Below are 15,941 nucleotides of genomic sequence, written 5' to 3'. Positions count from 1 at the left end.
CACCTTAAAAAGCAATCGGCTCTAAATCATCAATACTTTCATTTCCAAAATCATTCCACCCGGAAACAACTTCATCATTTGCTAAATCCGATTTAAACCAAAGTAGATCTTCGCATCTGCCAGGGGTAAACAAACTTTGTCTGCTTGTGATGTTATCTCGAACTATTAATCTCGCTGCAGCTCCATATTCTCCATTCCATTTAAGCAACGTGTACCTTTTTTAACCTTCTTGTATCTCACTAAATTTATGTTTATATAAAGAGACAGTTCTTCAACCATTAAAAGTCTTTTGTTTGGAATTAAAGGACATAGGTGATAATAGTCATTCTTCTTTGCATGCTTTTTGCCGACTGTATTGATCTTTGATTCTACTATCATTTCTCTCCATAATTCTTTGGTAAGTTGAAGGGTTTTCAATCGTTTTTCCCGCTTGACTCCCGATCCAAGCAGAAGCCATGGATGCTTGCCCAATTCATTTAGCGATACTAATGACTCATTAATATCGTACTCACCAGATGATACGAGCTCTTCGAATGTATCAATAGCATTTTCAGATTTAGTATTTTTGAAGATTGAATAAATTATAGGTATGAAACCTTCCTGAAATAAGCTGTTTCTTTTCATGAATTTTTTCGATGAATGCAATTAATTGCTCCATCGTTGGATCCTTTGTTGTTATCCATCCACTCGCTGAACCTACCAAATCAAGTGATAAATTAAATCTTTATCAAGTATGGCTGATCCTGGATTAAGTAAGAGACAAGCTCTAGTTTTTTTCCTTCTATTTATATATTGATTTCAATATTAATAGGCCTGAATGCCAAATTTAAGCAACTTCTTAGGCAATACATCATCCAAGTTTTTGATATCATCATCGTTCAACTCTATTAAATTAAATCCATATTTCTGATAAATTTTTATCTTTTCTTGTTTTCTATCCTTATACTTTTCGTCATTCTCCAAACCCCAAAACTCAATATAAACCTTTCCAACAGGTAAGTAAAAGTCACAGTAAACATCTTCTTCAACTGGAAGTTTTCTCTCAAAAGCATGTACTATCTCGGACATGTAAAGCCAATTGTCAATTAACATCTCAGCTCTTGAACGTACATAATGTCCATCAGCTGTTCTAAGCTTTGCTTCAAACTTTTCTCTAAACCCAATATTAGATTGATTATTCTCAGGTTTCTCTTCTGTAGATGTTTCACCTTGTATCTCTTTCATTGAATTGATAATACTTTTTTTAGATAGAATACCTGGATTCCAGCAAACATAGGGAATCCCTGTCTTATCATATTCAAATTGCTCTCCGCCCATTAGCTTACCAAGTGGAGTAACTAACCATCCCTTTACCCCTTTTTGGATTAAACCTAGTTCCGATAGAATAGGATTAATTCTAAACTTTGAAATTCCAAAGTGACTCCCTAAAGCAGTTGAGGTTACGAGTTTTGGATTAAGGTTTCCTGTTTTGAAAATGGAATCATTTTTGAAATCTTCGCACCAAGCAATATAAGTCCCAAATTTAGGGTGGGATTTTACAAGTCCTCCCTTTTCTTTCCCTTTATCAGTTAGAATCCAGTTTTCTTCTTTTCTTATTACTAATCCACTCTCTGACAACAATTGAAAAACTTCCTTTGCAGGTAGTTGTATTTCCTTAGAGAGGGCTGTTGTTGATAAATATTTTTTGGTCATTACAATCACCCTATTTATAAATTTCTTGTTATTTATATTATCGGTGATATTCCCAATTTTTTTAATTTTTGTTAATTGGAACTTATAAATGGCTTATAAATTATCCCTATATATTTACTACTTAATACAATTTTAAATACTAATTATTTAGGCAACCATATTGAATCAAACCCATTCTTAATCGAATAATCATAAAGCATAATAATCTTTTTTGACTGATAATTATTCATTAAAGTCATAATGGAAGAATCCTCCTGTATATCACTTAATGCTTGATTCCTATCAATAATTAATTCTAAATAGCTTCTCGTCGGTAACTTATCACTTTTCGAACTGTTACATGTATGACAAGCTAATACGAGATTCCATATATGATCTGACTGAACAAATGACCAAGGAATGAAGTGATCAACGTGTGTTTCTCTCTTGCTATTGGATAATTTCTTACCACAATAGAAGCAATCCGCTTGAAAATAAGTTAACAAAATTTTTTCAAAAGGTTTTAGCGAGGATCGTTTTGCAATGCTCTCTACTTTTCCTAAAAGATAATTAATGCTTGGCACTTCATTTAGTTGTTCAATCATGGCTGCCATATGGTAATTTGTCAGGTTCACAATTAGTCTTTGATAGTTCAGCATAAACGCGTGAACAGAAGGGTTAAGTTTTAGGACCTCTTTTTTATGATCAAATGCATAAAAGCTTAACTAGCTTCACCTGTAATGAATCATCGATTTTATCAAAAACCATTTTAGAGGGAATGCCATTTTTGATTTGTTCCTCTTTAATAATTGAAACCACTCTAGCTGTTTTTCCTCTGTTTTGGTTTAACAAGTTGTGATGGACAATTAAGTTCCAATAGATCTTAGTAAACGAGTAAGCTAATTGATCGTAAGTTAATTCAAATTCTTCATTTATTTGATACAAATTTTCTATTAACGCTTTAATGAGTGCATATTTGTATGTAGACGATTTGACAGATTTGCTTGATAAAACGATGGTGTATATTCTCCATATGTCCTCATCAGTTAGGTACGTCTCTTTTAGCTCACCGATTTTTAATTTATGGCTCAATACCTTTCCTCCTGAATCTAATCTTCCACATCAATCAGGAAAATTTTTTCCTGAAAACCTCCACGCTTTATTTGTTTTGCTTTGCGAATTTCTTCTACTGCTTCAAAATTAGACCCATGAACAACCGCCAGACTATGTATGATTTCCAACACATCTGCTAGTTCCTCTAGTGCTTGTTCGGCTGTATTCGTTTCGTGATATTCACTAATTTCTTCATCTAATTTTGTTCTTAACTCTTTTATATATTCAGCTTCATTTAATTGTTTTGTTCGGAATTCCTTTCCTGATGAATTTATGATCTCAGGTATTTTGTCTCGGACAAGTTTGTTGTAAATTGGCATAGATCCCATTCCTTTTTGTGCAATTTAAACTATTCTTTCTACCCATTCCTTAAAAATCTTATTACTTTCCCCAGGCGAGAAACAAAACGCCCCCATCCTATACCTCTCATGAAACCCACCATCATAAAAATCCTTATCACTCGGCATATAACACTCCGTAGGGGTCAAAATATAAACCTCTTTCACAACCCTCATATCATCATCTCTTGCTAAAATCCCATCCCTATATTTATGCATCTCCCCAAGCGCCATTGGAAGATTAGCAGGAATACGGTATTTAGGGTCCATGACATAAAGCTGATTCTGATAATCAATAACGATATCAGGGATCATTCTTTGCGTGTATGAGTAGTATGGGTTTGTATTTGATTGAATAATCTTCTGGTAGATTACCTTTCCACCATTATTAAGCTTTATCACACTTTCTTTGTTTTCAGCCAAACGTAAGAAATGGTAGCCGTCCTTTTTGGTGAATAACTCAGCAGTATCATTTAGTTATCCAAGTTCACGTAGGGTACGAATGATCTGCATGAAGCACCACATTTCATATAATAGGTACGTGTCTTTTAAACTTAACTTTTGTTCGATATCAAAAGTAATCGTTTTAAACTGATAAAGTGACTGAAACCATTGGTACCAAAGTCTGTAAACGGGATGCTTCCGAAACACTTGAGTTATTTTTACAGGTCCTGTATGAGGTCTTAGACCTTGTAGGAACTCTGCTTTTTTCCATAGACTGATCCAGTCCAGATATTGAGTAGCTTTCTTTTGAATATCAAGATCATTTATAAATTTGTAGGTTTTTAGTAGTGACTCTAGCTCATTAAGCTGTAAGAGAATGACTCGATTTTCGTACACATTATATGTTTCTTCTACTTTTGTTGTTTGGATGTGGCTTGGTAGCTTTGTTGGTGTTCCACCAAAGCTTTCTCCATACCGTTCCAACCATGCGATGCTTCTTGGTGTCACAGACTTTACACGTTCACGTCTCATTAATACTTCTTCTTTGCGCAGATTTCGTAACGGATGTGCTTCGATTTTTTGAAAGGTGTTTCTTAGTTTGTATATGGATGATTCAATATACATCCACTGTAACATGGAGCATTCTCTTGTGAATCCGCTCGTAGATATATTCGTTTCTAATCCAGATTGTTGAAAGCAAATGCTTGCTTCTTTTAATAACTCATCTAAAATGCATTGGTATTGCTGCTCGGTTAGCTTCCGATGATCGGTATACACATAGTTTTCAATCGTATCTTCTGCTTCTTGAGTGCTGAGTGTAAATGAAACAATTCCACTTTGAAAGGGAGTTTCAAAGACTCCTTCCCAGCCTTCATGTGTTTTGGTCATTGGTATGGAAAGGTGCTGCATTCTAAATTGAAATGTTCCCTTTGATCGTGTTTTCCATCGATAGATTTTTGCTTCTTCAAGATAGATTTTATTTAGAGCTACCCAGTTTTTTTGATATTCATCCCATACGGTTATGTTAACGCCAGAATTGAGTGGAGCCATATCGCTCTAATTCCTCTCTCATGCGTTCTATATGTTTATAAGCTTGAGCTTTCTCGCCAAACTGTTGGAAAAATAAGTTTTCTAGGGTGTCCAATAAGTCTGTAATACGTTCATCCCCTCTAATTTTAGGGATGACCTTTTCAGCTATAACACGATCTAGTGCAACTAAATGCTCCATTCGCAGCTCCTCTGGCAACATACTGTTCTTATACAATTTGCGAATCACTTCATTCATTGTTCGATAACCGAAGTGTAGGTCGTATGTTGTAAGATGTCGATGGATCGTTAATAATAAATCCCATTCTGTCTGGACCGTTTTCTTGAATTTTTCTTCTAAACGATCCCAGAAGCTTGAAAAGTCAACATCTGAAAGAGTCATAACAAAGGAGCGATCAAGTACTTTGTCCGAAATACTATGGGTTGTTTCATCAACGTTTATTGTCCCAATGACATAGAAGTTGTGCGGGATTTCAATCGTTTTTGGCACATCCTTTAGATCATCTATTTTGTGCAGCTGAATTGGTTTTCTTGATTCAACCGCACTTAAATAGTCGCTTAAATAATACTTCACACGAGCTAGGTTCATTTCATCTAAGACACTGAAGTGAGGCTTGTCTTTTTCTTCATTCGCCTGCAGCAACATATCTAAAAACTCAGTTCTCATGTATCGTTTTTCAAAAGAACTATAATAGCCAAATAGCGATGTTGCATCCATCCAATCTGGTCGGACTGGAACGATTTTTAAGTATGGATTTTCCTCGCTATAATCAAGTCCGTAGACAGCATTGGCAAATACACGGCATAGTTGTGTTTTACCTGTACCGGAAATTCCACTTAAGATGACAAAATGTTTGTCGTCTAGGCTTGTTAGGTTTAAGTAGAAATCTCTTATAATATCGAGTGAGAACGTGAAACCACTTTGTTCGACAAGGTCCAGGATGCTGGCGAAGTCGAAGGAACTCTCCAATTCTGGATCAAACTCTTCGTCCTCTTCTTCAGAAGGTTCAGGTGCTTGAACTCCCTTTGGAAAGGTTAGAAACTCAGTTGTATCAGCAAAAATAGCTGCTGCTGTTACAAGGCGTTCTTTTATTGTTGAAATAGGTTCCGTAAAGCCTTCGTCAACTCCTTTATATGTTCCAACATAAAAAGAATTTGCAGCACTTAAGTTATAGTTATGATTTCTTAATTCTTTTACTGAAATTTCCTGATAGATTTGATTTTCATTGTTTTGGTTATACTTGCCACGATGATAAAAAGCCTTTTTAATATACCAATCAAAATTTGTTTGATTCGCAAGTTTACGGATTCGATGAAAAATCTGACCGTAATTGCCAATAAATATTCCAATAGATTCATGCGGATCACGAGTAAAGTATCCAATATGTCCTTCTGTAATTAATTGATCTTGATCATATATGTAAAACATTTGCTTATAATCATTGGTTTTTACCTTTTTTACTTCTTCCTCAATGATGACTTGATATGATTTGGAGAAAAGTTCTATGTTAAAAGGAGCTGTTCCTTCTTGGATTCTCTTAATCAATAACATCGCATGACTATGCTCAGCTGCTTCTTTTTCTAGAACGCTACGCACCGGGGTTAATTTTTGATATGTATCCCAAAGCTGATCAACAACTTCCTCTTCTTCTATCAACCCCTCCAGCGGTACAATTTTTCCGAAGTAAATGGTGGGCTTTCTTTTATTTTTTATGTACTGCCAAATTCTATCATTAAACTCATTTTTATCGATAAAGTTCTTTTTCTCTTCAATCGTAAAGATTTGAAGATCATCATCTAGCTCCTCTACCATTCTCTCAAGTTCATGAATCTGTGATCGTTTCGATAAAACCCAAAATGGATAAAAATCAGAGCTCATCATCATGCGGATTTCACGTGATGCTAAATGGAACTCAAGTTTTAGGATAAATAATGGACTTTCATATAATTTCTCATCAATTAATTCCACGAAGCCCTTGTTTCCGTAGTGCTGTTTCTTTTCTGCGTATTTAGGATTTTTTGAATCTGTAATCGTCGTTTTAATTGTTTGTTCATGTGTATGTATTTTTAATTGAAGTAAATAAGAATCACGTTCACTGTATTTTGCGATAAAAGAGTCCATGAGTCGTCTTGCTAATGGCTGGACTTCATCTAGGATTCTTTGGTTTCTTAAGGTTGTATCTTCTATGTTCATTATTTCAACTAGATTGTTTGCTTGTATCATGATTGTCACTTCCTTAAATAGTAAGAATATACCTATTACTATTTTAATACATAAAATTCAGATTTTTAACTAAATATGAAGGTTTTTGTCAAATCCAATTTTTATTGGCTAATGGATATGTAGGACAAATTCCAAACTTTCAAATACGAAAATAATGATAGTGAATCCTTATTACTTTGTATTCATACCTTTTCAATCTCTTATACTTTCGCGACTTGCATTTTCCATTCCATCCGTTGTAATGACGAATAATACTTTATCCGCTCGTACATCATCACTTGTATAAAATGACATCAAATTTACTACTACTAGACAAAGTTTATCCTGCGGCAGACAGCAATTCGTCTGTTCAACTTCATTTAGCTTTAAAGCAATGGCTGTTTTCTTTTTAGGAGAGTGCTCGGCTTCATTTCGTATTTTTGAAAACAAGCGACGACGATCAATATTCGCCCGTTTATAGGTCTCAACGTCCGTCATCCCTCTTTCACAAATCAGCCGTAACAAACGTTCCGAAAATGACTCATCAAGCTCTTCTACTAAATGTACTTAGTAAAAGTGCCTGTCACCACCCGTAGTTTGTCGATATGTTTCGACATACTTCGGGCAGTGACAGGCACCTTTATTATTAACCTATCGAATAAAGCCTTCAAATCCCTCAAATGAATTTAAAAACGTGTGAGCTTTCCCAAACTGAATAACTCTATAATCTTGGGCACGAGCAACTTGCTTATGTTTAGCAATTTCCACTCCCACAATTAAGGTTTTTTCTGTCAGTTGTAAAATCCTATCATTTTGTTTAAAATTCATGTTGAGTCCTCATTGGTCTATTGTCCTTTTGCTGCGCAGCTTTGGACACCTCGTATCATACCAAGGGGACTTTTTTTATTCAAACCTCATTTTGCTTTATTACAGGAATGCTTTCTTATTTTATGAAAAAGGGAACCGTATTTTCATACAGATCCCTGTTCCTTTTCAAATTAAATTATTATCTATCTACTATTATCTTTTCTCATTAATCCAAACAATCATTTCTCCTGGTTCACGGTTACACCATGCATAGTAAGGTACAGCCTTAATTTGAACAGGTGTAGTTTGATCAGAAACAGGACGATACAAACTATTCCAGTCAGCCTCTACAATTCGTTCAGCTTCACAAGAAATGACAACAACACCATCAAGTAAGTCTGGAACAAATTCTGCCGTTAATTCAGCATCTCTTGGTAAGAAGAAACCATGTAGATTTTCATCATTATCTACTTGCTCAAGGCAATAAACAATTGGTCCACGTTGTAATGCCACTTTTCCAACATTTTGACGGACCTGAGGGTTTGATTGGATACGTTCAATGACCATCGGGAATACGAGCTCTACTGTATCTTCTGCTTTCCAATTACGGTTAATGTACACATAGCCATTCTTTAACAATGGAATATGATCAAATCCTTCTCCATTAATTTTCACAGTTGCTCCTTTTGCCCAACCTGGAATACGTAATGCTAATGTGAAAACTTGCTCTTTTTCAGGATTGATTTGGATAGACACTTTTCCGTCCCATGGGTAATCTGTTTTTTGAATAACTTGGACTTGCGTTCCATCCACTTCAACTGTTGTTTCGTTACCCATATAAAGATGCACAAATAATTCTGTTTCCTTTTGAGAGTAGATATAATGGCCAATTGAGGCAATTAATCTAGCTAAGTTAGGTGGGCAACAAGCACATCCGAACCATGGCTGTCTCACTGCTTTAACATGCTTTTTATCGTTTCGCTTTTCACTTGCCTCTGGTAAAACTTCAAGTGGATTCACATAGAAGAACTTTTTGCCGTCTAAATCCATTCCACTAATTGTTCCATTATATAATGCAGTTTCCATGACATCAGCATATTTACTATTGGCTTCAAGGTTAAGCATGCGATTTGCCCAAAATACTAACGCAATAGATGCACATGTTTCAGTATAAGAAAGGTCATTTGGCAGATCATAATCAAACGAGAATGCCTCTCCGAATACCATTGAACCAATGCCACCTGTTACATACATTTGTTTTTGAGTAACATTCTCCCATAGTCTTTCAGATGCTTTCTTTAGTTCCTCATCGCCGATTTTTGCAGCAAGATCAGCCATTGCAGTATACATATATGTAGCACGAACCGCATGCCCTACCGCTTTGTCTTGTTCTCTTACAGGTTGATGTGCCTGATGATATGCATAATCGTTATTAAACCAAAACGGTCTTTCATCTTCTCTGTTCTTTTTTTCAATATCAAAGTAATGCGGTTGTTTACCACGCTCATCGATAAAGTATTTACTTAGATTTAAATACTTTTCGTTATTAGTTACTTCATATAATTTGACTAAGGCAAGCTCTATTTCCTGATGCCCAGGGTAGCCTTTTAACTTCTCTTCTTCTGGTCCAAAAACAGTATCAATGTAGTCAGCATAACGAGACATAATATCAAGGAATTCTCTTTTACCTGTTGCTTTGAAATAAGCAACTGCCGCTTCTATTAGATGTCCAGCACAATAGAGCTCATGATTATCCCTGACATTTGTCCAGCGTTTGTTTGGTTCCTTAACTGTATAATATGTGTTAAGATACCCATCTTCTCCTTGCGCTCTACCTAGTAACGCAATCACTTCATCAGCTGTTCTTTCTAGTTCTTCATTTGGGTGGTTTTCCAAACTAAATGCGACTGCTTCTAGCCACTTTGCTACATCACTATCCTGGAACACCATTCCATAGTACTCACCTTCAGTTTCTCCCGCTGCAATTTTAAAATTTTCAATTGCATGACTTGGTGATGCACCTGGGATTCGATCGTTCAATGCTTCCCATTGATAAGGAATCACTTGATCGCGTACAACTTCTAAATAATGTCCCCAAAATTTGTCTGTGATTTGAGTTTTATTTGCCTTGTTTTCAATTGTTTTTTTCATAAGCTTTCATCTCTCCTAACAAATATTTTTTTAGATAACGATTGATAGCGATTACATCAATATAAGAATAGCAGTTTCAACTAAAGTAGTCGGTAGAATAAACAAACAATAGGTGGACAAAAATGACTTTTTGAATCTACTAATCAATCTCTATTCTTGATAACCTGACACTCCAGGATAGACTTGATTCCAATTTCTTGCTGTATGGATGAGATACTTAGCCCCATGCCCATTTTTATCAATTGTATCTGATACAACTGATAACGTTGGGATTAACTCTGGAACCTCTCTTTCCCATGGTAACCCGCTTTGGTTCCATGCAAATTCATGGATACCACCGGATCCCATGCGCTGGGGCTGGATATGCAAGATAATGGGTTTGCCTGCAGTATCGATAAAGCGCATGGCCATGACCAGCAGGATAACCTAATTCATGGAAAATAGAGAATACACCCCAGAGCACATCATAACTGTTTTCTCCAAACAATAGTAAATCAGGATGATTTTTTTTCATCTCCTGCGCCCACTTAACTAAGCCCTCATAAGGTGAGTAATGTGGATCATTTGCCCAAAAGATGCTGATATCTAAAAAGATTCCATCTACACCAATGGTTTCTACTAGATAGTTAGATTTATCAATCATATGCTGAAGAAAGCCAGGGTGGCCCATATTCGCTAGCATACAATTATTTTCAGTTGATAGATCGTAATCCCAATCAACCCAGTCACATCTTTTCTCAAGGCCCCAGGAATCTCGTGTTACGGCATCTTCTAGACCAAGTTTCCTCATCGTCTCAATGTTTGCATTATTTGCTCCTAGCATAGGTACAACCCTCACACCAAGTTCGTGTGCTCTATTCACAAAACTCTTAAGCCCTTCTTCTCCTCCCATCCGTTTACTAGGCTCGTATTCCGGATAGTTATTATAATATCTTCCATCCCAACCAGGGAGAAAAGCGAGGACTTCTTTTCCATCAATTTCATTCGCAATCCATTCCAACCGCTTCTCCATATCGGAAAAAGTATTGAACACATGTCCTGTCCAGTGTTCACCATGAAGAATTGTTACCAGTTTAATATCTTTTAACCACTCGGGCGTATCCTTTCTCTGGTGAAAAGGCACTAAACCAAAGTTTTGTTCCAAGTCATTGCATCTTTCTAGAATGATCTCATTCTCATTCTGTGTGAAGCCTATATGCCATGGTGGCATTTCAATCTCATTGGAACGATAACGTTTGTCTTCCTCATGCGACAAGTCTAGTATTTGTGTTTGAAGATATGGATCATAATGGCTAGCAAAGCCTTTTAATCTAAGTTTGTCATCCTTTGATAATGCAAACCATTTATTGTTCGCTTGATCTTCGACAAATACAAGCGGCATCTTCATCGAAGTTGGATAATGTTTTGCTTTTATATCTCGTTTGTAGCTATTTCGTTCAATCACTTCTTTTTTATTTTGATCAAATTGAATAGACTGTAAATTAATACCTAGTACCTGCACTAGCATTGATTTACAACGTTCCGTTGAATGCGAACCCTTCGCATGAACAACATACCTTCCATCTTTTTCAACCGTTATTTCTACTTCTATTTTACCGTCTGCTTTTTCTTGATTTCCAGCCCAAGACAGGCCATCTGCCTTTAGAGATACGAGGTTCGCTTCTTTACTCACGGTTACTTTATCAGGGTCTGGTGCATAGACATTATTTTCAGTAAATAACCTGACAGCAAATTGTAGTTGCTTTAATTGAATAAGCGTATCTCCAAAATCATAACCAATTGTGTACATAGAAAGCCTCCGATCTTCCTTGAAAAATTTAAAGGTATTAATTCATAACCATCGAATAGTTAATAAAAACTAGATTGAGAGTATATATCTCTTTTAAAAAATAAATCCTTACATATAAAGGTGGGAAAAGGATGACAATGTTTTTAAAGACTTCAATTCACACCCCGATTGAGTTTATCTCAGGTGGGTATTTTATGTCCGAAACACCTTGGATTCACTCAAAACGTAATATTGATAGCTTTGAAATCATTATTGGCGTCAACAAAACTCTATATATGGAGCAAGGTGAGTATAAATATGAAGTCAATCCAGGTGATGTTTTACTCATTCTTCCTCATCAACCACATGGAGGTTTTGCCACGTGTGAGGAAAAGGTATCCTTTTACTGGTTCCATTTTTTATGTTCAGATAACTTCACACTAATTGATGAAGCAACAATGAATGAAGAGATTGCAAAATTACGCAGAAATCCTAATTATTACAAATCTAATACATATATCTACATTCCTATGTTCTTTACACCAGCAAGTATTGACCGGATTAATATCATGTTTAGACAATTATTACATGTCTATCGATCAAACTATTATACGTATCATAGTGGGCACTATTTAGTCACCTCACTACTCATTGAAGTAACAGAGCAAATCATTTCAAATTTTAACTTCAATTCTTCTTCCGTTATAGCTGATACTAATTTAAATAAAATTATGGAGTGGACAAGAATCCATGCTTTAGAGAACATTACTGTTACCGAAATAGCTGATAAATTCAATTATAATCGCGAATATTTATCTCGTTATTTCAAGAAAGGTACAGGTATGACATTAATTGAATATATTAACCTACTAAAGATCTCAAAAGCCAAGGATTATCTTTCTAGTACGAATGACTCTATAAAGGAAATCGCATATAATGTTGGTGTCCAAGATGAAAAGTATTTTATGAAATTATTCAAAAAATACGAGAAAATGACACCAACAGAATATCGCGAATCCTATTTTCGGACGAAAATGAATAAACAATAATTTATTACTCACCTTTTATGCCCGATAGAGTAACACCTTTAATAAACGCATCCTGAGCAAGCAAGAAAACAAGGATCACAGGTAATACGCTAATTACCGTACCAGCCATTAGTACTGGCCAGTCTGTTGCATACATTCCTTGCATGGATGCTAATCCTAAAGGAAGTGTCATTTTACTTTGGGTATTAATATAAACGAGTGGACTAAAAAAATCATTCCAAGCGCCCATAAATACAAAGATTCCTAGGGTTGCCATTGCTGGCTTTGTTAACGGAACAAATATACGCCAATAAATACCGAATGGAGTACAACCATCAATTCTGGCTGCTTCTTCTAATGACTTTGGAATAGATAAGAAGAACTGTCTCATTAAAAACGTTCCAAATGCACTAACCAATCCTGGTAAAATTAAGGCTGCATGTGTATCAACTAATCCATAAAAACGCATAATGACAAAGTTAGGAATCATTGTTACTTGTGTTGGAATCATTAAGGTTGCAATATACAAGCCAAATAATAAATCACGACCTTTAAAATTTAATCTTGCAAAAACAAAGCCTGCCATAGAGCTAGTTAACAATTGTGAAATAACGATTACACCAGTTACTTTTAAGCTATTTAGAAAATAAGTCATAAATGGAAAACGATCAGATATTCTTAAGTAATTGTCCCATCTGATTTCTTCTCCAAACAAGGTAGGTGGAAAGACAAATACTTCGCTCAAATCTTTTAATGAAGTACTAACCATCCAAACAAACGGGAATAACATCATAATCGCACCTAGCCCCAGAAATAGATGGGCCAATAAGTTTCGGTAATTAAATACCTTTCTCCTTTTTAAGTTTAGTCTTTTATTGGGACTAATTTTCACAGGTGAAACACTCAATGAATCCTGTGGTGTTGATTTACTCATTCATATCCCCCCTTTTTTATACCTCTCTTCTCTTTTGCAATGTAAACTGTATTAATGTGAAGGCAAGAACTAAAAAGAATAAAATATAAGCCATCGCGCTAGCATAGCCCATTTGAAAATACTCAAAACCGTTTTGATATAAATAATGGACAAGAACAGATGTAGATCGTGCTGGGCCTCCTTGTGTTAATAAGAAAACCGCATCAAATACTTGGAATGACCCTATGATTGCCATAACTGTAACGAAAAATGTTGTTGGTCTTAATAACGGGACAGTGATGTGAATAAACTTTTTAAACCATGTTGCCCCATCAATTTCAGCTGCTTCATAATAGGATTCCGATATCCCTTGAATACCCGCTAAGAAAATTAACATATTAAAGCCTAAGCCCTTCCAAATACTCGTAATCATTACTGCTGGCATCGCCCATTTTGTATCACTTAACCAGCTAGGACCATCAATTCCAAAAAGACTTAAAATGAAATTTAGCAAACCATATTCAGGGTTATAAATCCACTGCCAAATGACAGCCACTGCAACCATAGAAGAAATAACTGGTAAAAAGTAAGCAGCTCGATAAAACTTAATAAATCTTATCTTCTGATTCAGGGCAACAGCTAGAAAGAGAGAGATAATAATCCCAATTGGAACTGTCACAGCTGTAAAATATAATGTATTCCACAACACTTTTATAAAGGTTTCGTCCTTAAAAAGTTTGAAATAATTTTCGAAACCAACCCATTTTATAGGAGTTAGTAAATCCCAACTTGTAAAACTAAGAAGAAATGATGCAACTACAGGGAAAAGAACAAAAATAAAGAATCCAAGAATACTTGGTAGCAGCAAGATAAACGCCCATGGACCATCCTTATGTAATAGTGTTTTAAGTTTTTGCTTCAAATTTATCCCCCCTTAATCTATAGAAGAAGTATGCAGGTATAATCTGAGTTTAATCTATTAAATCATCATCATACACCTGCATAATCTGAACATTCAGTCTATTTAGCGAACTCTTCGTTCACTCTTCTCTCGATGTTCGCTAAGATATCCTCCGACGGCTGTCCATCATACCAGAATTTATCCAACTCTTCGATCATGATATCGTCAATCTGATTCAACTTGTTGATTGCAAATGGATCAACGGCTGCATTTTGGAAATAAGGGACTAACTCTTTAAATTCTTTAGGGTGTACGTCTGCATTAAACCATTTTTCAATTCCTTCTTCTGTATAAAGAGAAGTTCTATTAGGCATCCATAGACCTGAACTAATTAAGTCAGTTTGATACTCTTCTGAGGATAGAAACTTAATAAACTCCCATGCTTCTTCAGGATGTTTTGTATTGGCCGATGCAGAGTGAAGGTGTGCCTGGCCAGTGGTACTAGCTACATCAAACTTAGGTAATGCAGCAATGCCAACAGGGAAGTCCATTTGTGCAAGTTGTTGTAGTGCCCATGAACCTTCAATCAGCATTCCAATTTTACCTGTTTGAAGCATTTGTGAAGCACTCATACCAGACTCCTCTAACAATTTTGCTTCTGGACTATAACCATTTTGTTTAACAGTTAAGATTGCTTCTAACACTTCTTTTGTTTGTGGTGAATTTATTGTTGTTGCAGTGAAATCATCATTAAAAACAGATCCTTCATTTTCAAGGATTCCTGCTATTGTATTTGCAAATGTTTCAAAGCCATAAGTTCCAAATTGTGTTACCTTATCTCCATCTTTAACAGTTAATTGTGCAGCAGCTTTTGTAAACTCATCCCATGTCCATGCCTCATCAGGGTTACTTGGTGGGTAAGAAATACCTGCTTGATCAAATAAATCCTTGTTGTAATACAAGACAGGAGATACTGTACAGCTACTCACTCCATAAATGCTTCCATCAATTGACATTATTCCACCAGATGAGGGGATAAAATCGTCTATGTCTAACTCATTTTCAAAGTACTGAGTTAAATCAAGTAAAACACCGCGTTCCTGGAAAGAACGGTAGTCACTAGCTCCTAAGAAGAATACATCGGGAGCTGCGTCACCAGCCATCATCGTTAGTAATTTAGATGCGTATTGATCACCTGGTACTGGTGTATACTCAACTTTAATATTTGGATGAGCCTCTTCAAATTTTGCAATCCCTTTTTTTACACTTTCAGTTTCCAGTGGACTTGCTTCCCATCCCATAAACTTTAGAGTTACTACTCCATCCTTACTTCCTCCACCAGATGAACTCTCTTTTGACTGACACCCTGCTAGAATTAAAGAAAACACCATGGCCATCACAAAAAGCAATTTTATCCACTTCCTCATCTTACATACCTCCCCTTTTATTAATTGTTGAAAATTTTTATTATAACTTTCAACGAACCATTGCGATTCGTGAAGGTTCTACCATTGTCCTTAAAACTAGTCTCTAAATTAAATCCGTTACCTAATTTGT

General features: G+C 35.7%; 18 protein-coding genes. 1 reads left to right on the top strand and 17 read right to left on the bottom strand.

The window, feature by feature from the left end; translation table 11 throughout:
* Positions 1-4: 4 nt before the first annotated feature.
* The 14 genes from AC0L8O_RS10020 to AC0L8O_RS09955 all read right to left on the bottom strand — a co-directional run bounded on the left by AC0L8O_RS10020 (position 5) and on the right by AC0L8O_RS09955 (position 11,563).
* On the bottom strand, positions 5-208 hold the full coding sequence (locus AC0L8O_RS10020; RefSeq protein WP_473447771.1) for a hypothetical protein: 204 nt from the start codon (positions 206-208) through the stop codon (positions 5-7).
* The gene (locus tag AC0L8O_RS10015) at positions 166-645 is read right to left on the bottom strand and encodes a hypothetical protein (protein WP_473447769.1); all 480 of its coding nucleotides are present in this window, start codon (positions 643-645) and stop codon (positions 166-168) included. The genes AC0L8O_RS10020 and AC0L8O_RS10015 overlap by 43 nt, the downstream gene beginning before the upstream one ends.
* A 159-nt stretch (positions 646-804) precedes the next feature.
* Positions 805-1,692 carry a glycerol kinase gene (locus tag AC0L8O_RS10010; RefSeq protein WP_473447767.1) on the bottom strand — a complete coding sequence of 296 codons (888 nt, stop codon included), beginning with the start codon at positions 1,690-1,692 and terminating at the stop codon, positions 805-807.
* A gap of 143 nt (positions 1,693-1,835) precedes the next feature.
* Complete coding sequence (locus AC0L8O_RS10005; protein WP_473447765.1) at positions 1,836-2,330, bottom strand: HNH endonuclease; 495 nt, start codon at positions 2,328-2,330, stop codon at positions 1,836-1,838.
* Positions 2,331-2,376: 46 nt separating this feature from the next.
* Entirely contained in the window at positions 2,377-2,763 is a 387-nt protein-coding gene (locus tag AC0L8O_RS10000; RefSeq protein WP_473447763.1) for a hypothetical protein, read from the bottom strand.
* Positions 2,764-2,780: 17 nt separating this feature from the next.
* Positions 2,781-3,104, bottom strand: coding sequence for a nucleoside triphosphate pyrophosphohydrolase (locus AC0L8O_RS09995; protein WP_473447762.1), 324 nt, complete (start codon positions 3,102-3,104; stop codon positions 2,781-2,783).
* A gap of 24 nt (positions 3,105-3,128) precedes the next feature.
* Positions 3,129-3,545, bottom strand: coding sequence for a nuclease domain-containing protein (locus tag AC0L8O_RS09990; RefSeq protein WP_473447760.1), 417 nt, complete (start codon positions 3,543-3,545; stop codon positions 3,129-3,131).
* 54 nt (positions 3,546-3,599) lie between these two features.
* Positions 3,600-4,616, bottom strand: a complete 1,017-nt coding sequence (locus tag AC0L8O_RS09985; protein WP_473447759.1) for a DUF2357 domain-containing protein — start codon at positions 4,614-4,616, stop codon at positions 3,600-3,602.
* Entirely contained in the window at positions 4,591-6,837 is a 2,247-nt protein-coding gene (locus AC0L8O_RS09980; RefSeq protein ID WP_473447757.1) for an McrB family protein, read from the bottom strand. Before AC0L8O_RS09980 ends, AC0L8O_RS09985 begins: the two co-directional genes overlap by 26 nt.
* Before the next feature lie 192 nt (positions 6,838-7,029).
* Positions 7,030-7,314: a hypothetical protein gene (locus AC0L8O_RS09975; RefSeq protein ID WP_473447755.1), complete on the bottom strand. Its 285-nt coding sequence runs from the start codon at positions 7,312-7,314 to the stop codon at positions 7,030-7,032.
* 153 nt (positions 7,315-7,467) lie between these two features.
* On the bottom strand, positions 7,468-7,644 hold the full coding sequence (locus AC0L8O_RS09970) for a hypothetical protein (RefSeq protein ID WP_473447753.1): 177 nt from the start codon (positions 7,642-7,644) through the stop codon (positions 7,468-7,470).
* Between the two features lie 192 nt (positions 7,645-7,836).
* On the bottom strand, positions 7,837-9,774 hold the full coding sequence (locus tag AC0L8O_RS09965; RefSeq protein WP_473447751.1) for a glycoside hydrolase family 127 protein: 1,938 nt from the start codon (positions 9,772-9,774) through the stop codon (positions 7,837-7,839).
* Positions 9,775-9,924: 150 nt separating this feature from the next.
* On the bottom strand, positions 9,925-10,122 hold the full coding sequence (locus AC0L8O_RS09960; RefSeq protein WP_473447749.1) for a hypothetical protein: 198 nt from the start codon (positions 10,120-10,122) through the stop codon (positions 9,925-9,927).
* Positions 10,100-11,563, bottom strand: coding sequence for a hypothetical protein (locus AC0L8O_RS09955; RefSeq protein WP_473447747.1), 1,464 nt, complete (start codon positions 11,561-11,563; stop codon positions 10,100-10,102). Before AC0L8O_RS09955 ends, AC0L8O_RS09960 begins: the two co-directional genes overlap by 23 nt.
* Before the next feature lie 131 nt (positions 11,564-11,694).
* Here AC0L8O_RS09955 and AC0L8O_RS09950 point away from each other — a divergent pair, with 131 nt between their 5' ends.
* Positions 11,695-12,591 (top strand): AraC family transcriptional regulator, encoded by an 897-nt coding sequence (locus AC0L8O_RS09950; RefSeq protein WP_473447745.1) that lies wholly within the window; start codon positions 11,695-11,697, stop codon positions 12,589-12,591.
* Between the two features lie 4 nt (positions 12,592-12,595).
* Here AC0L8O_RS09950 and AC0L8O_RS09945 read toward each other — a convergent pair whose 3' ends face one another.
* The 3 genes from AC0L8O_RS09945 to AC0L8O_RS09935 form a co-directional block, all read right to left on the bottom strand.
* Positions 12,596-13,504 carry a carbohydrate ABC transporter permease gene (locus AC0L8O_RS09945; protein WP_180967976.1) on the bottom strand — a complete coding sequence of 303 codons (909 nt, stop codon included), beginning with the start codon at positions 13,502-13,504 and terminating at the stop codon, positions 12,596-12,598.
* A 16-nt stretch (positions 13,505-13,520) separates the two neighbouring features.
* Complete coding sequence (locus tag AC0L8O_RS09940; RefSeq protein ID WP_102231614.1) at positions 13,521-14,405, bottom strand: carbohydrate ABC transporter permease; 885 nt, start codon at positions 14,403-14,405, stop codon at positions 13,521-13,523.
* Positions 14,406-14,503: 98 nt separating this feature from the next.
* Positions 14,504-15,811: an ABC transporter substrate-binding protein gene (locus AC0L8O_RS09935; protein WP_473447742.1), complete on the bottom strand. Its 1,308-nt coding sequence runs from the start codon at positions 15,809-15,811 to the stop codon at positions 14,504-14,506.
* Positions 15,812-15,941: the final 130 nt, after the last annotated feature.

This window comes from Metabacillus sp. KJ11-3, from assembly GCF_055808295.1.
This window is presented reverse-complemented; position numbering and strand designations above follow the sequence as displayed.